We start from the raw sequence: 17,521 nt of genomic DNA on the forward strand, positions 1-17,521 counted from the left end.
GAGAGACTCATGAGCAACGCCCTGAGATGGCTGTTATGGCTGATTGTCGCAGTAGTGGTGATAGCGGGCGGTTACGCGCTCTACACCCTGTTGCGCCCGGTCGGTCCGGAGCCTGCAGCGCCTATCGCCGGTGCGCCGGCAGGCATTAGCGATAAACTGGCGCGCGGTGAGTATCTGGCACGTGCCGCCGACTGTGTGGCCTGCCACACCGCACCGGGGGGGAAACCTTTTGCCGGTGGTTTTGCCTTTAAACTGCCGTTCGGGACCATTTACGGCACCAACATTACTGCGGATCCGGAAACCGGCATCGGCGGCTGGAGTGACGATCAGTTTGTCCGTGCGGTGCGTGAGGGCGTCGGCCCACAGGGCAATCTGTACCCGGCGATGCCTTATACCTCCTACACCGCGCTGAGCCGTGATGATGTGCTGGCGATCAAGGCTTATCTGTTCAGCCTGCCGCCGATAAAGCAGGCCAATCCGGAAAACGGGCTGTCGTTCCCGTTCAACCAGCGTTGGGGCATGAAGTTCTGGAATTTGGCGTTCTTCAATGAAAAACGCTTCGAGCCGAACCTCAATCAGGATGAGCAATGGAACCGGGGAGCCTACCTGGCGACCGCCCTGGGGCACTGTAGCGAATGCCACACGCCGCGTAATCTGGGCTTTGGCATCAATCAGAGCAAAAACCTCAGCGGTGAAGTGATCCAGGGGTGGTTTGCCGCCAATATTACCCCCGACAAGCAGACCGGTATTGGTGCCTGGAGCGAACAGCAACTGTCAGAATACCTGGCAACCGGCCATGCGCCAGGGCGCAGCAGCGCTTCCGGGCCGATGGCAGAAGCGGTGGAAAACAGCCTGCAATACCTGACGCCGGAGGATAACCAGGCGTTGGTGAAATACCTGCGTAATATCGAACCGATCGCCACCGACAGTGCCAGCGAGGTGAATCTGCAGCCGAAAGGGGCAACGTCCTCCAGTGCGATATTGCCGGGTGGGCAGGAAGATTCGCTGGGGCGTCGGCTGTTTGCCGGCGATTGCAGCGGTTGTCATCAGTGGAATGGTACCGGCCGCCAGAGTAAGTATGCCTCTCTGGTCGGCAGCACTGCCGTTAACGATCCACAAGGGCGCAGCGTGGTGCAGGCGATCCTCAAAGGAACGCGTATCAGCATCGGTGAGCAGCACGAGTTGATGCCGGACTTTGGCGCTCAATACTCGGATGAGGAAGTGGCTGCGGTGGCTAACTACGTGGTGGGTCAGTTTGGTGAAAAACAAGGCAAAGTGACCGCTAAACAGGTCGCGGAGCAGCGTAAGCAGTAATCATCGGCGAGGGGGAAACCCCTCGCCATACCCATCAACTTCTGCGGCGAGACATCACCAGTTTATCCTTGGGGCGATCCTGCCAGTCGGCAATCTGGTTATTGAAGTTATCCGCCAACAGATAGACCGGGGTTTTTGCCAGCCAGTCCGACAGCGAAATATCCTGGTAAATACCGTTATCCAGTACGATCAATACCTTCAGATCTTCATCACCCATATTCTCAATGTAATGACCAAACCCCTGTGGTACATAGCCAACATCGGTCGGTGCATATTCTTCGGTCTGTGCATGGCCGTGTGAACTGAATACCGTCATGCGACCTTTTCCGGAAATATAATACTGCCATTCATTGGCGTTGGGGTGCCAGTGCAGCTCTCGGATTGCACCGGGCTTGACGATTTCAATAATCCCGGTGATGGTGGTGGAAATAGGAAACTCCTTCGATGAAACCAGGTGCACACTGCCGGCATCATTTTCAAAAAAAGGTTTCTTTTTCATTAATTCATAACGGTGAGTCAGAGGGGCATTATTCAAGCCGCCGTCGTTGCTAGGCAGGGGAAGCGCCGGTGGAACGGCACCGCCGACAATATAGGCTTCACCCTGTTTGGCTTTGGAAAACACCGCTGCCGGCATATTGACGCTTTTTTCCAACACCTCTTTGGGCATGTGTGCCACCCAGTCGGTAATGCTGAAAGTACCGAACTCGGAAAAGTGGCCGTTATCAAAAGTCAGGATGAAATGTGCGCCGTCTGCCAGCGCCTGAATCGAGTGTCCGTAACCTTTGGGGAAGTACCAGACGTCGCCTGGGCCGAAGTCCGCCACTTCACACTTGCCTTCCGGGTCAATGATGGTGATGCGGGCATGGCCTTCCAGCATAAACGCCCATTCAGCCGCAATGGCGTGCCAGTGCAACTCACGCACACCGCCCGGTTCCAGCGTCATATCTACCCCGGCAACGCCCTCGGAAATGGGGAATTGTTCGACGGTGGCCTCTCTGGCCCAACCGTTGGGCAGGCTGCGTTTTTTACTGTGAGAAAAGATATATTTATATACGCCTTGTGCATCGGCGGCGGGTTGGAAAGAACTGGGCGGAACAATATTACGGTGATCGTCGGCACTGGCAGACTTAATCATACCCCCCATAACGCTGGCTGCCGCCGCACTCACTGCGGAGGCTTTTAATATATCACGACGCGATATCATATAACTTTCTCCAAAATATAGAGTGCCTGCTGAAACAACAGCAGGATTTATCTGTTTATTTTATTGTTTGCAGGTGTCTATTGCCGAGGTGGAAATGTTCGGCGACGGTTAAATCATAGTGGGTAAATTTACCTTCGCAGTTAATAATGTATTTGTTTGTGTTACTAATTGAGTGTGGTTGTGATTATTAAATTACTTTTTAAATAATAATGCATCGGTATCAATTAAATCCTGTTTTTAATTAAATAAAGCATAAACGAAATTAATTCACTGGCGGAGTTGTTTTATGGTCAGTGCTATTTTAATCGGTTAATTAAACGCGGATGCGCCAAAGCGGGGCGAGGTCGGTAACATTGCAGTGCATTTTCGGGAAAAGGTGATGCTACTCACAAAGCTTAACGAAGACCCTTGCTGAAAAAACACAATTATGGCGATACTTTCGCCGCGATCTTAGCGATCGCCAGACATTTTTATTACGGCGTGTTACTGCTCAGGCAGGCAAGACCAAAATAGGAATGCACCTCTCCATGCGATGAGGTGCATTTTGATTTTGGTCTTTTTTTTGCATTTTTTACCGGGGAAATTCGATGGATTACAAACAGCTGGGCCTGGAAATACTGGCAAGGGTTGGGGGCAAGGCCAACGTCAGCAAGCTGACGCACTGCGCCACTCGCTTGCGCATGGAGTTTAATGATGACAGCAAGGTAGAGGCGAAAGCCATCGAGGCTTTGCCGGGGGTGATCAGCGTGGTGGAGCGCGGCGGCCAGTTCCAGATCGTGGTCGGTAACAACGTGCAGCAAACCTTCCGCGCGCTGCAAAAAGAAATTGGCGATCTCAGCGACCGGCAGAGCGAAAAGAAATCCCAGGCCCGCGGCGGGGTGATTTCGCAGATTATCAGTGTGATTTCTACCACTTTCACGCCGGTGATCCCGGCGATCACCGGCGCGGGGATGATTAAGGCGCTGCTGGCGATCCTCAAGCTGACCGGGACGATAGATGCCGCCAGCCCAACCTATCATCTGCTGGACACCATTGCTGACGCAGCCTTCTTTTTCCTGCCGGTACTGCTGGCGTACGGCGCGGCGATCAAGTTCGAGTGTAATCCGATACTGGCCATGACCATTGCGGGGGTGTTGTTGCACCCCAATCTGGCGCAGATGCTGGCAGCTGGCACGCCGATTGATTTCATTGGTATCCCGGTACGAATGGCGGATTATGCCGGTTCGGTGCTACCGATTATTTTCACCGTCTGGCTGATGTCCTATATCGAGCGCTTTGCCGAGAAAATTTCGCCGACGATGATCAAATTCTTCACCAAGCCGATGATTATCCTGTTGGTTACCGCGCCGCTGGCATTGGTGGTGGTGGGCCCCTTCGGTATTTTCCTTAACGATCTGGTTGCCGCCGGTGCGACTATTGTCGACGGCAAAGCCAGTTGGCTGATCCCGATGCTGATGGGCGGGTTACAACCCTTCCTGGTGATCACCGGCACCGCCTGGGCAATGACGCCGATTGCGACCGGTCAATTGAGCAAGAACGGTTTCGAAATGATTAACGGACCGGGCATGTTGGCCTCCAACATTGCGCAGGGTGCCGCAACCCTGTGTGTGGCCTTCCGTACCAAAAACAAAAATCTGCGCCAGTTGGCATCCTCCGCCGGTTTTACCGCGCTGTTGGGTATTACCGAGCCTTCGCTGTACGGCGTGACGCTCAAGCTGCGCAGACCGCTGATTGCGGCGATGATCGGTGGCGGCTGTGCCGGTATCTATGCCGGATTGAGCGGGTTGGTGCGCTACGCCTTTGTCTCTCCGGGGTTGGCGGCGCTGCCGGCATTTATCGGTGAAAACCCGATGAATATCGTCCACGCGCTGGTCACCTGCGCCATCGCCATCGTGGTGACTTTTGCGCTGACCTGGATCCTGGGCTTTGAAGATCCGGTCGAAGAGCAGGATACGGCGGTGACGGATCCTGTCAGCGACGGTGATCAGCAAATTTTCAGTCCGCTGTCCGGTCAACTGGTGGCCCTGGACCAGGTTAACGACGATGTCTTTTCCCAGGGGCTATTGGGCCAGGGCGTGGCGATCCTGCCACAGGAAGGGCTGCTGCGTGCGCCACTGAACGGTGAGGTGGTGACCTTCCTGCCGTCGAAGCATGCGGTGGGTATCAAGGGTGACAACGGCGTCGAACTGTTGGTGCATATCGGCATCGATACCGTCAATCTGGCAGGGCAGCATTTTAGCTCCAACCTGCAAGTGGGTGACCGGGTCAAGGTGGGTGACGAACTGGTGCGTTTTGACCTGGCGGCAATCGCCGGGCTGGGTTACGACCTCACCACGCCGGTTCTGGTGGTCAACAGTGAAGCCTTCCCGCAGTTGAGCTGCCGTCAGCCGGGCAGTCTGGGCTTCGGTGAGCCGATCATCAGCCTCAATAATACGCAGCCGGAGCAGGCATGATTTATCAACGACTGAACGATTTCCCCGCAGATTTCCTGTGGGGGGCTTCCACCTCCGCCTATCAGGTGGAGGGGGCCTGGGATGAGGACGGCAAAAGCCCGTCGATTGTGGATATGCTCGATCACCCGCAGGAAACCGCGGATTTTAAGGTTGCCAGCGATCACTATCACCGTTTTCGTGAGGACGTGAAGCTGTTTGCGGAGTTGGGGCTGAAGGCCTACCGTTTTTCGATTGCCTGGACGCGGGTGCTGCCCAGTGGCACCGGCGAGGTGAATGCCGCCGGGCTGGATTTCTACCGCCAGTTGATTGATGAACTGCTGGGCCATGGCATTGAGCCAGTGGTAACGCTGTACCATTTCGATCTGCCTTACGTGCTTGAACAGCAGGGCGGCTGGTCTGATCGCGCCACTATTGACGCCTTTGTCGAGTATGCCGGGGTGCTGTTCGACGCCTTTGGCGATCGGGTGAAGTACTGGCTGACCATCAACGAGCAGAACACCATGATCCTGCACCCGGGAGCCATTGGTACGCCAAAGAGCGGCGAACTGCCGTCCAAACGGGTGCTGTATCAGCAAAGCCACCATATGCTGGTGGCCCAGGCGCGGGTGATGGCGCTGTGCCATCAACGCTGCCCGGGCGGGAAAATTGGCCCGGCGATTAACACCACCTCGATGTACCAGGAAACCTGCCACCCGCTGGATGCTATCGCCGCCCATAATTGGGAAACGCTGCGTTGCTGGAGCTTCCTCGACGTGGCGGTGCATGGCCGCTATAACCCACTGGCATGGCGTTATTTGCAGGATCGCGAACTGGCACCGCAGACGGAACCGGGCGATGCGGCGCTATTGCAGCAGGGCAAACCGGACTATGTGGCAATAAACTACTATTCGACAGCCACTATTGCCGCCAGCCGCGGCGACGCCTCGGACATCAGTGCACGCGCCGGCGATCAGCAAATCATGCTGGGAGAGCCAGGCGTGTACCGTGCGGCGGAGAACCCGTTTGTCGGCAAAACCCGCTACGGTTGGGTGATCGACCCGGTTGGATTACGGCTAACGCTGCGCAAAACGGCTGAACGCTACCACTTGCCGATATTAATTACCGAAAACGGCATCGGCGCCCCGGATGAGTTACAGGCCGATGGTACAATTAACGATGATTACCGCATTGAATTTATGAAACAGCACGTCGAACAGATGCAGTTGGCGATCAACGATGGGGTAGAACTGATTGGCTATTGCCCCTGGGCGGCGATAGACGTGGTCAGCACTCATCAGGGCTATGCCAAGCGTTACGGGTTTATCTATGTCAACCGGGGTGAGCAGGATCTGAAAGATCTGCGGCGGATCAAAAAGCGCAGTTTTGACTGGTATCAACGGCTGATTGCCTCCGATGGCCGGCAACGCTAATAAAAATAAAGGGTGATGGCCGCGACGATGAAAGTCATTAAGGTACTCAATAATAGCCTGGTGCTATCGACTGACGACGATAACAATGAAGTTATTGCTATGGGCAAGGGTATTGGCTTTAACAGCAAAGTGGGTGACGTTCTCGACCCGGCCGCGATAGAGAAAGTGTATGTGGTGCAAAACGGCCAAAAGGGCCGTGATTACCTGCGGCTGATAGAATCCACGCCGGAAGAGCATATCGAGATCGTGCAGATGATCCTCGCGGAGGCCAATCGGCAGCTCAATGGGCGGATTAACGAGCAGATTTTCTTCACGCTGGCGGACCATATCAGCTTTGCCATTGAGCGTTATCACAAGGGCATTGCCATTCAGAACCGTCTGTTGTTTGAGGTGAAGCGTTTTTATCCGCAGGAGTTCGCGGTGGCGACGCAGGCGCTGGCGCACATCAACCAGCGGTTGAACATTAGCCTGCCGGAAGAAGAGGCGGGCAACATCGCTTTCCATCTGGTTAATGGTCAGACCGATGTGCAAAACATGGAGCATACGCTGCTGGCGGTGAAGATGTTGAAGGACATTTTCAATATCATCAAATACCATTTTCGCATCAATATCGATACCGACTCGCTTAACTACTCGCGTTTTCTGGTGCACATGCAGTTTTTTATTCAGCGCATGGTTGAAGGGCAACAGATGGCGTCGAAAGACGATTTTATCTTTGCCCAGGTGACCAAAGAATATCCGCATGCCTATCGCGGTGCGCTGCTGATCCGCGACTACGTGAAGAATCTGTTGCAGATGGAAATGTCGAACGATGAGCTGCTGTATCTGGTGATCCACCTGACGCGCATCGCCGACAAGCAGGATTAGCCGGGCGATTGCTCACTGACCGCTTCGGCCACCAGATCGCAAAAGCGGTTAATGATGGCCGAGGATCGGTTGCTGCGCAGCGCCAGATAAAGCGGCGCACTGAGCTGGGCCTGATCGCTAATCGCCCGATAGACGATGCCGTCACCGCCCAGCCGCCGCATCGAGGCCGGCACGATTGACAGCCCCAAACCGGCGCCCACCAGGCTGAGGGTGGCGGGCAGGCGCGGCGCTTCCTGGATCACCCGGGGGCTGAACCCGGCGCGGTGACAGGCGGCCAGAATGGCATCGTATAACCCCTGGCCCGCAGGTCGACGGTACAGAATAAAGGCTTCGTGGGTTAACGCGGTCAGCGGCAGTGGTTGTTCGCCGTTAACCGCCAGCCGATGACCCACCGGAAGCGCGACCAACATCGGTTCGCGCAGCACCGGTTCAATCGTCAATCCGGGAATGCCGCCCACCGGTGAACGCACAAAGGCCACGTCGAGCCTTTCATCCACCAGTGCATCCAGTAACTCACCGCTGCCGGCTTCTTCTAACTGGGTGGTAATGCCCGGCAGGATCTCACGGTAGCGGCGCAGCAGGTTTGGTACAAACGGATGCAGTGCGGCGGAGCTGGTGAAGCCGATGGCAATATGCCCCTGTTCGCCGCGTGCGGCACGGTGTACCGCTTCGGTCAGATGTTCCGCACGTGCCAACAGAGCACGCGCTTCATTGAACAGCACATTGCCGGCTTCGGTGACGCGCACGCCGCGCGGCAGGCGCTGCAACAGTTTTACCCCCAGCTCATCTTCCAGCCCCTGCAACAGGCGGGTTAACGGCGGCTGCTGAATAAACAGACGTTCGGCGGCGCGGGTAATATTGCCTTCTTCTACCACGGTAACGAACGCCCGAAGGCGGCGAAGTTCGATCATAGCCATACCCTAAAGGTATCCTTGTTGCTTATGAAATGCATTAGACAGCATGGCATGGCGACGCGCATCATACCAGCCATCATAATAAGCAATGTGGAAGCGGCAATGTCTGAATCTGATGCGGTAAAAAACAGCCAACTTGCGTCACCGCCGGGTAATGGCGAGTTATTTTGGGGCTTTCTGATGCTTGGGTTAATGGGCTTTGGCGGCGTACTGCCGCTGGCGCGCAACATGCTGGTGGAGGATCGTCGCTGGCTGAGCGGTGAACAGTTCACCGAACTGCTGGGGCTGTGTCAGTTTTTGCCCGGTGGCAACGTGATCAACCTTTCTGTAGCCGTTGGCATGGAGTTTCGCGGTCTGCGGGGGGCCTTGTGTGCACTGTTGGGGCTGATCAGTGCGCCGACGGCGATTGTGGTGGGACTGGGCATGGTCTATGCCCGCTTCCAGAACGATGCACATGTGCAGCACGTGTTTGCCGGGTTGGCCGCGGCGGCAGCAGGTTTACTGTTGTCCACCGGGGTAAAAATGCTGTTACCGCTGCGCGGTAAATGGCTGGCACTGGCGATTGTCGCACTCAGCCTGATCGCCATCGCCTGGCTGCGTCTGCCGTTATTACCGACCATGCTGGTATTGGCACCGTTGAGCATTCTGCTGATGGGGTGGAGGAGCCGTTCATGACGGGCATCTTGATCTCGCTGGCGCTGATCTTCACGGAGCTGTCGTTGCTGGCGTTCGGTGGCGGCATGACCATTCTGCCGGAAATGCAGCGTCAGGTGGTGGAGGTTCACCAATGGATGAGCGCACAGGAGTTTAGTGCGCTGTTCGCCATGGCGCAGGCTGCACCGGGGCCGAATATGATGATCGTGCCGCTGATTGGCTGGCACGTGGCCGGCTGGGCCGGGCTGCTGGTTTCTTCGGTAGCCAAGTTTGGCCCGTCGTCGATTGTCACCCTGTTGGTGATGGGTGCATGGCGGCGTTTCAAGGACAAACCCTGGCGGCGCAGAGTGCAGAGCGGTCTGGTGCCGGTTACCGTCGGTTTGGTGGCGGCGAGTGGGGTGCTGATTGCCGAGGCTTCCGCGCCAAGCTGGCCGCTGGCGGCGATTATTCTGCTGGCCACGCTCGTGAGCATGAGCAAGCGCATTCATCCGCTATGGGTGCTGGCGGGCGGGGCGTTAATGGGATTGTTGGTGGCGTGACGGCAGATTTTTACGCTGCCGCCATGCCAGAAAAGCAGGTTATTGGCGTGGTGTCAGCGTAAAGCGCGGCTTGCCGTTATGGTTCATCACTTCATAGTGCTTAGGGGCCGTCAGCGCCAGGAACGCGACCATGCTGCCGTCGGCGTTGGTTAACGTCATACCGTCCGGCGTTGGGCGCCAGGCAACCGGCAGTTCTGTCAGGGCCAGCGGCTGCAGACACTGTGTCGAGGCGGTAAAACGGTAGGCGTTGGTACCTTCGATCAGTTCATCACTTAATTCAACGTCACAGGTGGCGGCGTTGTTTTCCGCATCATTCAACTGCCAGTGCCCTTTCAGTGCAGAGGGGGCCAGCAGGGGCAGTGAACTGGCAAAGCTGGTGCTGCTTAACATAAGGCTCATAACAACTCCTGTCAGGGCAACGCGCCGTAGTGTGCGTAAACATAGAAATCTCGACATCGGCCACTCCTTACTGAAATCCGCTAATACCATAGCACGATCCCTGGTGCTGGGTGAGTAAAGGGCAAGGGGTTTTAATGCTCGTTTACCGGCGAAAAATAAGCACCATCAGCATTTCGTCGAGATAACCCTGTTCGGTTTTTAAAGCTCGAGGTTCCACGCCATAGGGCTCGAAACCGTATTTTTTGTAGAGGCTGATTGCGGTATCGTTGTCGGCTACAACCGTCAGCAGTATCTGCTCGACCTGGTTGGAACCATAGTCAATGACCGCTTTTAGCAGTGCATGGGCGATCCCCTGGCCTCTGAATTCGGGTTCAACAAATACCCCGGTCAGGGAAGCCTTATGGGCATCTTTAATCCCCTCGGCCTGCCTGAATACCATAATCCCCACGATCTTGCCGTCTGAATAGGCACCGAATACGGCGCAGTTGGCAAGTCTTTCGGCAAAAAACGGTAGCGGTCTCATAGCCTCAACCGAATAAAGCGAGCCGAACATCTCGGGGGACTTTTTTAAAGCCGAAAGCCGGATAGTCCGAAAATCCTCGGCGTCTTCTGCTTGCAGGCGGCGAATTTTAATATCAAGCATGGAGGGTTTCCTGTCCTGTATCGAGAGGGTTATGGCTGCAATGCCTTGATCAGCGCCTGATTAAATTGCGCAGGTTGTTCCATCTGTGGCGCATGGCCCAGCCCCGGGAACTCGATCAGGCGGGCATGCGGGATCAATTTCGCCACCTGTTTACCCAGCAGATTATAATGCCCCAGTTTGGCCTTGACCGCTGGCGGGGCGATGTCGCTGCCGATGGCGGTAGTGTCAGCGGTGCCAATCATCAGCGTGGTCGGTGTTTGCAGATCCTTAAATTCGTAGTACACCGGCTGGGTAAAAATCATGTCGTAAATCAGCGCCGAGTTCCAGGCCACCAGGCGATGCCCCGGCCCGTTGTTCAGCCCGGCCAGCATATCGACCCAGCGGTCATATTCTGGTTTCCAGCGGCCGACATAGTAGGTATTCAACTCATATTGCCGGATACCGGCAGCGGAAGTTTTCAACTCGCGCTCGAACCATTGATCGACGCTGCGCCATGGCACGCCCTTGGCCTTCCAGTCTTCCAACCCAATTGGGTTCACCATCACCAGTCGCTCAACCGCTTGCGGATACATCAGGCTGTAGCGCGTTGCCAGCATGCCACCGGTGGAGTGGCCGACGATCACCGCTTTACTGATTTTCAGGTTATTGAGCAACGCGTGGGTGTTCTGCGCCAACTGCTGGAAGCTGTATTGGTAATGCTGTGGTTTGGTCGAACTGCAAAAACCGATTTGGTCCGGCGCGATCACCCGGTAACCGGCTTTGCTCAGCGCCTTGATAGTGTCTTGCCAAGTGGCGGCACAAAAGTTTTTGCCGTGCATCAGCACCGCAGTGTGACCATTGGCTTCACCTTCTGGCGGCACGTCCATATAACCCATGCTTAACGGCTGCCCTTGAGAGCTAAAGTTGTACTGCTCCAGGGGATAAGGGTAGTGAAAGCCCTGCAGTTCCTGCCCGTACTTCGGCGTTTCGGTTGCCGCGCCAGCCGTAAAGGCGGTGAGGGCGGCGGATAGCAACCAGAGGCGGGAAAATCTCAGCATCCTGATCTCCTTATGAAAAATCGGCAAGAGTCTGAGTATAGCCATAATAGAGTGGTTTTCAGGATGAAAAAGGGTGTTGTCGAATGATAACCGCCAGCGAACTGGCGGCGGTGGTTTAGCGTATCAGGGCCACTATACCCAGCCCTTGGTACGGAACTCGTACAGGGTTTTGGCGACAAAGGTCATTTCCTGCGGCGTACCGAGCGAGATGCGACACCAGGCATCCGCCGGTGGGAAGGCGCGGCCAATCAATACACCGGCTTGCTTCATGTGCTGCTGGAACTCTTTCAGCGGCCCGCTGAGTTGGAGAAAGACAAAATTGCCTTCGGACGGCAGATAGGGAATTTTCAACGCTATTAATGCATCCAGCAGGATCTGGCGTGAAGTATCGTTACTTTTTTTGCTGTAAGTAATGAAGGCCTGGTCATCCAGTGAGGCCAGTGCGGCATCGACGCCGCAAAAGTTGATTTTTTCACCGGCAACGTGGTTGCTCAGATGTGCGACAATCGCCGGTTGAGCAACGGCATAACCCACGCGCATGCCGGCCATGGCAAAGATTTTTGAAAATGTTTTCAGCAGGATAACGTTATCTGCCCCTTGGCTGACTAACGGATTGACCGAACGAAAACGCGGGTCGTTAACAAACTCGGCGTAAGCTTCGTCGACAATGAACATGGTATTGGCCGGTTTGGCGGCGATCCAGGGTTCGATTAAATCGGCCGGTGTGATGGTCGCAGTGGGGTTATTGGGGTTGACCAGATAGACCAGCGACGGCCCGCTGTAGCTCGCAACCGCCTGTTTCAGGCCATCGATGTCAAACTGCCAGCCTGCGAGCATCGGCACTTTGGTGATTTTCATGCCGGCAATTTTGGCAAAATGCTCGCCGTCGCCGTAGGTCAGCTCCGGGATCACCAACTGAGTATCCAGCGTGGCGTAAGCCTCTACGGCTGCGCGTATCCCTTCAGACGACCCGGCAGTGAGCAAGATCGCGCTTTCCGGCACCTGATGCAGGCTGGCCAGCTTACTGCGCAGGGCGACGATCTCGTCCTTGGCATAGCGATTGGCTTTTACCACCGCATCGCGCGCGGCCGCTTGTGCCTTGGGTGACATGCCGAGGGGGTTTTCGTTGAAGTTGATGCGGATCGGATTATCTGCGGTGGGGGTGGTGAACGGTGCGTTACCTGATGCGACATTCGCCAGTGCGCTGCGATTCAACCCTGCCAGTGCGATACCGCCGGCCAGGGCCCCAGAGAGTTTTAATAACTGCCTACGCTTAACGTTTAAGGTGTTGCTTTCTTGCATGTGTCCTTTCTCCTTTTTATAAAGTTACAGGGAGAACAGGCAGAAAACATGCCAACTTTTAATATGTTGATTTTTAATAGTTAAAATTATCTGGTGCACTATAGTGCACCAGCGTAAGTCAATAATTGCACCGTGACACGCTTTTACTTATGCCATTCAGCGTCTTCCTTTCTAAAAATATCCTGCAAAAATTCGCTTATCGCTCGAACGCGCGCCGAGGCACGGACGTCGGCATGCGCAACCAGCCACAATTCCTCTGTAAATACATCCTTCGGCATTTGCGTTTGAACCAGTCGATCATCATTCCTCACCATAAAGCAGGGTAAGACGGCTAAACCGATACCCATTTTGGCTGCTGCATATTGTGTCGCGACACTGTTGGTGGTTAATACCGGATCATGGCTATGTCCATGCTTTTCCATCCACTGTGCGGCGGGTAGATGTGCATAGGTTTTATCCCAGCAGATGAAGCGCCTTTCCTCGGGCGAGTACCGGGTAAGGTAATCCTGATTGGCATACACCGCAGAGGCCATATTCCCCAGTTTTTGGATCACTAAATTGCCATGTTCGGGGCGCACCAGACGCAAAGCCAAATCGGCCTGATAGCGCGGTAGATCAACCATTCCGATACCGGTGATCAACTCCAGCCGTAACCTGGGATAGCGTGCGGCCAATAACGGTAGAGCAGGAATGATAATCCGGGTGGCCATAGTTTCGGCAGTTGCCAGCCGGACAACGCCGGCAACGGTAGCGTCCAGGCTGGATGAGCCCTTTTCCAGTTCAAAGATCCGTACTTCAACCTGTTCGGCTCGTGCCAGAACGTCGTGCCCATTGTCCGTCAGATAATAGCCCGTGGCATGGCGTACAAATAACGCAGTACCAAGGCTTTCTTCCAGTGCTGCAACCCGCCTCGCGACTGTGGATTGGCTGACTCCCAGCTCTTGTGCTGCACCGGTCAGGCTGGCGTGCCTTGCGACACAAAGAAAATAACGCAGATCGTTCCAATCCATATTTTTCATTTTTAGAAAACCAATTGGCAATTATTTCTATAGTTACGCAAAAAACGAAAGCTAATAATAAAACCCAGACGTTGATTGATCGAGCCTTTAATGGCGAGTCTTTTTATTTTGCAAAAGGAGTATCACATGACAGACCTTACCTCAGCCAATATCGGGGTTGTGCAGCGCTATATCCGTGCATTTGGAAAAGGGGATGTTGATGGGGCGTTGCGACTGATGACCGACGATGTTGTGTGGCATGTTGACGGTGTCACCCAGGTTTCAACCGTTGGATTACTCAAGGGGCGTGAACGTGTGCGCGAGTGGCTCCAGTCATTCCCTGAGCGTTTTCAACCGCGGGTGTTCCGGTTGGATAACTGGTTGGCGTCGAATGATAGCGTCATGGTGAGCGGATATTTCCGCCACCATGTGATTTCTACCGGCCGCAGTGTAGGCAGCGATTTTATGCTTTATTTCCGGATCCGTGATGGTTTGATAGCACGTTATCAGATTTTCGAAGACTCAGCGTTGCTGGCGCGCGCTTTTGATTCTACCCACGATTGGGAACGACAGAGGATCCGCCTGAATAACACCGAGTACGCCTATTCGGATCGTGGGGAGGGGCCCGTGCTTATTTTTGCCCATGGTCTGTTTGTCGAACGCAATATTTTTGCCGAGCAGGTCGCCGTGCTTGAAAGGCATTATCGCTGCATTGTCCTTGATATGCCGGGCCACGGAGAAAGCAGTTTTAATCACCTGGGGTGGTCGCTGGATGATATTGCAGAAGATTTAGCGTTAATGATTAACGAGCTTTCCCTTGGCCCGGTGATATTCATTGGGCAAAGCCAGGGTGGGATGGTTGGGATCCGCTTGGCTGCACGGCATCAGCAACTGTTGTCCGGATTGATATTGATTGGAACCAGTGCGCGTGAGGAATTCTCGCAACGCCAGGCTGACTGGGCGCGTTTAAAGACGATTATCTCGCAGGGTAGCGTTGAAGATTGTGAGGCCGCTTTTCTGAAGGTGCAGCAACAGGTAAATGCACCTGATTGGCGGCTTAATCATCCGCAGGCCATGGCGAGAGAACGGGCGGTGATGCTGCGACACGACCGCAGAGGTTTAACGCTGGCGATTGATGCTGCGGTGATTGCACGGACAGATTCCCGTGATCTGTTGTCGCTGATAACGGCACCTACGCTGGTCATTTGTGGGACGCAAGACCTTGCCACGCCACCGGAACTCAGTGAGGAGATGGTGGGTGGTATTGCTCATGCCAGTCTATTAATGATGGATGGCGTAGGGCATCATCCTCCATTGGAGGCCGCCAGCGAACTGGTGGTGGCCATTGAGCACTTTATTCGGGTAACGTTGCCGCCCGGCGACGCCACAAAGCCGTGAGGCTGCCCGGTTTGGCAAACATCACCAGATTGCCCAGCAGGATCAGGCACAGGCCAATCACCGCATTGAGGTGCCACTGGTAGCCTTCATAAATTGTCGAAATACTCAGCGCCACCAGAGGGAACAGCAGGGTGCTGTACGCCGCTGCACCGGCACCGATACGACCCAGCAGGCTGAAATAGGCGGCGAAGGCAATCACTGAGCCGAATATCGCCAGATACAGCAGTGAGCCGATATAGCGGTTGCTGAACTCAATCTGGAACGATGCGCCCTGAGCCAGGGCAATCAGCGCCATCAGGATCGCGCCGTAGCTCATGGCATAGGTATTGGTGGACAGAATATCCAGACTGCGCCGCTGGTGACGGGTACTGATCATATTGCCCAAAGAGAATCCGTAGGTGCCCAGAACGCTCAGCCCGATGCCTTTCAACAGCTCCGGTGCCAGCTGTGTGGCGGACAGATCCTGCCAGAACAGGGCGACGATCCCGCTCAGGCCCAGCACCGCCGCCGGCAGCAGGTTTGGGCTGGGGCGCTGGCGGAAGAACAGCACTCCGTTAACGGCGTTGAACAGCACCGCCATTGAGAAAATTACCGACTCCAGTCCGCTGCTGATATAGGCAGCGGCATGGTAGAAGCAGTAAAAGTTAAAGCCGAACACGCAGCAGCCTTGCAGGATGCAAAACACATGATCGCGCGGGGCAATACGGCGCAGGCGGCGTGCCAGTAGCAGAATCACCAACATCACTCCCGCAGCAACCACAAAGCGGTAACTGATGGAAACGGGAATGGCTACAGGCCCTTCCTGCTGCAAGGTAATCGCAATCCAGGTCGTGCCCCAGATCAGCACTACGGCAAGGTACAACAGCGTGTTCATCATAGACTCCAGTAAACAATAGACCGGCTCAGTATCCGTTGTTGCAGGCCGCCGTGCTTTCAGCGCTTTGCGTACAATTGCATATTCTTGCGCTTTTTTTGGCAAAAGCGCGGGCTGACGGCTGGTGTGGCGCAGTGCCTCTCTCTACACTGGAGGGATTGAGAAACGGAGGCGGCAATGTCCAGCTATAAGGCGTTTGAAACCCTGCGGGAGCATAAAGCGCGGTTGCACAACAGTGTGCAACTGGCTTCTGGCGTGGAATTGGCCGCCTGGTCAAACTGCAACGATCGCATTACTCAGGAAAGCGCTAATCACCATACGCTGAGCCTGTATGTCGCCGACGGCTATGAGTGCTATCAAAAGGTGCCGGGTGGCTGGAAGAACGGCGGTGGGCCAGACCGTTTTTGTATTATGCCGCGTCAATATGAATCTACCTGGGATGTGCGCAGCGATTTATCTTTCGTGCATCTATACTGCACCGACCAGCACCTGCGCCAGGTGGTGGAACAAACCTGGGATCGCAGCCCGGCGTCAATTAACCTCGAGCAATGCGCCTTTGGCGAAGATCCCCAAATCACGCTGCTGTATCGCCAGTTTTTACTTAACTGCAATTGGCAAGAACGTGCCAACCAACTGGCGCTCAGCAGTGCCACCACTTTGCTGATGTCGCACCTGGTGCAGCGCTATAGCCAACTGCAATGGGCGATGCCGCAGGTGCGCGGCGGTCTGGCTCCGACGGTTGCCAGACGGGTGAAAGAGTATATTGAGCAGCATCTCGACCAGCCGTTATTGCTGGCAGACTTGGCTGCGCAGGCCGGACTGAGTGAGTTCCATTTTGCTCGCATGTTCAAACATGACACCGGTCTGGCACCACACCAGTTTGTTATGCGTGCGCGGTTGCAGCAGGCGGAAAGACTGTTGTGCCACAGCCTGCTGCCGTTGACGCAGATTGCGCTGGAGTGCGGTTTCAGCTCCTCCAGCCATTTCAGCAACCGTTTCAAAGCGGCCTACGGAATTGCCCCGATGCAAATGCGTTTGGGGCGTTGATAGCCAACAGGAGAGAACATGGAACAGCAGTTCGCAGGACTAGGCGTGTTGTTTGTCGCCGGATTTGGGCCGATTACCCAACAAACTGAGCACAGCAAGGCGTTTTATGCTGACGCGCTGGGGCTACCGCTTAAGCCGATGGACGGCAATGCCGATTATTTGTTGACCGAGCATGGCGCGCTGGAGGGGGTGAAACATTTCGCCCTGTGGCCGCTGGCGCAGGCCGCACAGTCGTGCTTTGGTAGTGAGCAATGGCCGGCCGATTTACCGGTACCCCAGGCGTGGATGGAGTTTGACGTCGCCGATATGGCCTTGGCGACGCAAGGGTTGATTGATCGCGGTTATCGTTTGCTGATCGCCAACCGTGAAGAGCCCTGGGGTCAGAGCGTTACCCGGTTGCTCAGCCCGGAAGGGCTGTTGATCGGTGTGACCTTTACCCCCTGGCTGCGAGATTAACCGTTGCCAACGT

Annotated in this window: 17 protein-coding genes; 9 read left to right on the top strand and 8 right to left on the bottom strand. The window is 55.2% G+C overall.

Annotation, left to right across the window (positions count from 1 at the left end; translation table 11 throughout):
* Positions 1-9: 9 nt before the first annotated feature.
* Positions 10-1,314, top strand: a complete 1,305-nt coding sequence (locus tag NHG65_RS12315; RefSeq protein ID WP_207976974.1) for a cytochrome c — start codon at positions 10-12, stop codon at positions 1,312-1,314.
* A gap of 34 nt (positions 1,315-1,348) precedes the next feature.
* On the opposite strand, the gene NHG65_RS12320 is transcribed toward NHG65_RS12315, so the two are convergent.
* Entirely contained in the window at positions 1,349-2,518 is a 1,170-nt protein-coding gene (locus tag NHG65_RS12320) for a cupin domain-containing protein (protein WP_207976972.1), read from the bottom strand.
* A gap of 587 nt (positions 2,519-3,105) precedes the next feature.
* On the opposite strand from NHG65_RS12320, the gene NHG65_RS12325 reads away from it, so the two are divergent.
* From NHG65_RS12325 to licT, 3 genes are read left to right on the top strand one after another with little or no spacing between them, the layout of a single operon-like run.
* Complete coding sequence (locus tag NHG65_RS12325) at positions 3,106-4,971, top strand: beta-glucoside-specific PTS transporter subunit IIABC (RefSeq protein ID WP_499183398.1); 1,866 nt, start codon at positions 3,106-3,108, stop codon at positions 4,969-4,971.
* A complete protein-coding gene (locus tag NHG65_RS12330; protein ID WP_499183399.1) occupies positions 4,968-6,380 on the top strand; it encodes a glycoside hydrolase family 1 protein in 1,413 nt (470 codons plus the stop codon). Before NHG65_RS12325 ends, NHG65_RS12330 begins: the two co-directional genes overlap by 4 nt.
* 27 nt (positions 6,381-6,407) lie before the next feature.
* Positions 6,408-7,247: a BglG family transcription antiterminator LicT gene (gene licT / locus NHG65_RS12335; RefSeq protein WP_099062080.1), complete on the top strand. Its 840-nt coding sequence runs from the start codon at positions 6,408-6,410 to the stop codon at positions 7,245-7,247.
* Here licT and NHG65_RS12340 read toward each other — a convergent pair.
* Complete coding sequence (locus tag NHG65_RS12340; RefSeq protein WP_219016121.1) at positions 7,244-8,164, bottom strand: LysR family transcriptional regulator; 921 nt, start codon at positions 8,162-8,164, stop codon at positions 7,244-7,246. The two genes, licT and NHG65_RS12340, sit on opposite strands and share 4 nt — an antisense overlap.
* Positions 8,165-8,263: 99 nt before the next feature.
* Here NHG65_RS12340 and NHG65_RS12345 point away from each other — a divergent pair, with 99 nt between their 5' ends.
* Both NHG65_RS12345 and NHG65_RS12350 read left to right on the top strand, forming a co-directional pair.
* Complete coding sequence (locus NHG65_RS12345) at positions 8,264-8,836, top strand: chromate transporter (protein WP_085116687.1); 573 nt, start codon at positions 8,264-8,266, stop codon at positions 8,834-8,836.
* Positions 8,833-9,354, top strand: coding sequence for a chromate transporter (locus NHG65_RS12350; RefSeq protein ID WP_099061927.1), 522 nt, complete (start codon positions 8,833-8,835; stop codon positions 9,352-9,354). Before NHG65_RS12345 ends, NHG65_RS12350 begins: the two co-directional genes overlap by 4 nt.
* 39 nt (positions 9,355-9,393) lie before the next feature.
* Here NHG65_RS12350 and NHG65_RS12355 read toward each other — a convergent pair whose 3' ends face one another.
* From NHG65_RS12355 to NHG65_RS12375, 5 genes are all read right to left on the bottom strand, one after another.
* Entirely contained in the window at positions 9,394-9,753 is a 360-nt protein-coding gene (locus tag NHG65_RS12355) for an AprI/Inh family metalloprotease inhibitor (RefSeq protein ID WP_099061928.1), read from the bottom strand.
* 142 nt (positions 9,754-9,895) lie between these two features.
* Positions 9,896-10,396 carry a GNAT family N-acetyltransferase gene (locus NHG65_RS12360; RefSeq protein WP_499183400.1) on the bottom strand — a complete coding sequence of 167 codons (501 nt, stop codon included), beginning with the start codon at positions 10,394-10,396 and terminating at the stop codon, positions 9,896-9,898.
* A gap of 29 nt (positions 10,397-10,425) precedes the next feature.
* On the bottom strand, positions 10,426-11,433 hold the full coding sequence (locus tag NHG65_RS12365) for an alpha/beta fold hydrolase (protein ID WP_099061930.1): 1,008 nt from the start codon (positions 11,431-11,433) through the stop codon (positions 10,426-10,428).
* 132 nt (positions 11,434-11,565) lie between these two features.
* The gene (locus NHG65_RS12370) at positions 11,566-12,735 is read right to left on the bottom strand and encodes a pyridoxal phosphate-dependent aminotransferase (RefSeq protein WP_099061931.1); all 1,170 of its coding nucleotides are present in this window, start codon (positions 12,733-12,735) and stop codon (positions 11,566-11,568) included.
* Positions 12,736-12,878: 143 nt separating this feature from the next.
* Positions 12,879-13,754, bottom strand: a complete 876-nt coding sequence (locus NHG65_RS12375; RefSeq protein ID WP_207976959.1) for a LysR family transcriptional regulator — start codon at positions 13,752-13,754, stop codon at positions 12,879-12,881.
* Positions 13,755-13,880: 126 nt separating this feature from the next.
* Here NHG65_RS12375 and NHG65_RS12380 point away from each other — a divergent pair, with 126 nt between their 5' ends.
* Entirely contained in the window at positions 13,881-15,131 is a 1,251-nt protein-coding gene (locus NHG65_RS12380; protein WP_499183401.1) for an alpha/beta fold hydrolase, read from the top strand.
* Here the strand turns inward: NHG65_RS12380 and NHG65_RS12385 are convergent.
* On the bottom strand, positions 15,088-16,005 hold the full coding sequence (locus NHG65_RS12385) for a DMT family transporter (protein ID WP_499183476.1): 918 nt from the start codon (positions 16,003-16,005) through the stop codon (positions 15,088-15,090). The genes NHG65_RS12380 and NHG65_RS12385 overlap by 44 nt on opposite strands.
* 177 nt (positions 16,006-16,182) lie before the next feature.
* On the opposite strand from NHG65_RS12385, the gene NHG65_RS12390 reads away from it, so the two are divergent.
* Complete coding sequence (locus NHG65_RS12390) at positions 16,183-17,052, top strand: AraC family transcriptional regulator (RefSeq protein WP_261417162.1); 870 nt, start codon at positions 16,183-16,185, stop codon at positions 17,050-17,052.
* An 18-nt stretch (positions 17,053-17,070) separates the two neighbouring features.
* Positions 17,071-17,508, top strand: a complete 438-nt coding sequence (locus tag NHG65_RS12395; RefSeq protein WP_129934718.1) for a VOC family protein — start codon at positions 17,071-17,073, stop codon at positions 17,506-17,508.
* Positions 17,509-17,521: the final 13 nt, after the last annotated feature.

Origin of the sequence: Serratia myotis, assembly GCF_027474885.1 — a bacterium.
GTDB lineage: Bacteria > Pseudomonadota > Gammaproteobacteria > Enterobacterales > Enterobacteriaceae > Serratia > Serratia proteamaculans.

Excerpts from the sequence above, each read along its gene's own strand:
- NHG65_RS12315 (WP_207976974.1), top strand. The coding sequence starts at position 10 with ATGAGCAACGCCCTGAGATGGCTGTTATGGCTGATTGTCGCAGTAGTG.
- NHG65_RS12320 (WP_207976972.1), bottom strand. The coding sequence starts at position 2,518 with ATGATATCGCGTCGTGATATATTAAAAGCCTCCGCAGTGAGTGCGGCG.
- NHG65_RS12325 (WP_499183398.1), top strand. The coding sequence starts at position 3,106 with ATGGATTACAAACAGCTGGGCCTGGAAATACTGGCAAGGGTTGGGGGC.
- NHG65_RS12330 (WP_499183399.1), top strand. The coding sequence starts at position 4,968 with ATGATTTATCAACGACTGAACGATTTCCCCGCAGATTTCCTGTGGGGG.
- licT (WP_099062080.1), top strand. The coding sequence starts at position 6,408 with ATGAAAGTCATTAAGGTACTCAATAATAGCCTGGTGCTATCGACTGAC.
- NHG65_RS12340 (WP_219016121.1), bottom strand. The coding sequence starts at position 8,164 with ATGGCTATGATCGAACTTCGCCGCCTTCGGGCGTTCGTTACCGTGGTA.
- NHG65_RS12345 (WP_085116687.1), top strand. The coding sequence starts at position 8,264 with ATGTCTGAATCTGATGCGGTAAAAAACAGCCAACTTGCGTCACCGCCG.
- NHG65_RS12350 (WP_099061927.1), top strand. The coding sequence starts at position 8,833 with ATGACGGGCATCTTGATCTCGCTGGCGCTGATCTTCACGGAGCTGTCG.
- NHG65_RS12355 (WP_099061928.1), bottom strand. The coding sequence starts at position 9,753 with ATGAGCCTTATGTTAAGCAGCACCAGCTTTGCCAGTTCACTGCCCCTG.
- NHG65_RS12360 (WP_499183400.1), bottom strand. The coding sequence starts at position 10,396 with ATGCTTGATATTAAAATTCGCCGCCTGCAAGCAGAAGACGCCGAGGAT.
- NHG65_RS12365 (WP_099061930.1), bottom strand. The coding sequence starts at position 11,433 with ATGCTGAGATTTTCCCGCCTCTGGTTGCTATCCGCCGCCCTCACCGCC.
- NHG65_RS12370 (WP_099061931.1), bottom strand. The coding sequence starts at position 12,735 with ATGCAAGAAAGCAACACCTTAAACGTTAAGCGTAGGCAGTTATTAAAA.
- NHG65_RS12375 (WP_207976959.1), bottom strand. The coding sequence starts at position 13,754 with ATGAAAAATATGGATTGGAACGATCTGCGTTATTTTCTTTGTGTCGCA.
- NHG65_RS12380 (WP_499183401.1), top strand. The coding sequence starts at position 13,881 with ATGACAGACCTTACCTCAGCCAATATCGGGGTTGTGCAGCGCTATATC.
- NHG65_RS12385 (WP_499183476.1), bottom strand. The coding sequence starts at position 16,005 with ATGAACACGCTGTTGTACCTTGCCGTAGTGCTGATCTGGGGCACGACC.
- NHG65_RS12390 (WP_261417162.1), top strand. The coding sequence starts at position 16,183 with ATGTCCAGCTATAAGGCGTTTGAAACCCTGCGGGAGCATAAAGCGCGG.
- NHG65_RS12395 (WP_129934718.1), top strand. The coding sequence starts at position 17,071 with ATGGAACAGCAGTTCGCAGGACTAGGCGTGTTGTTTGTCGCCGGATTT.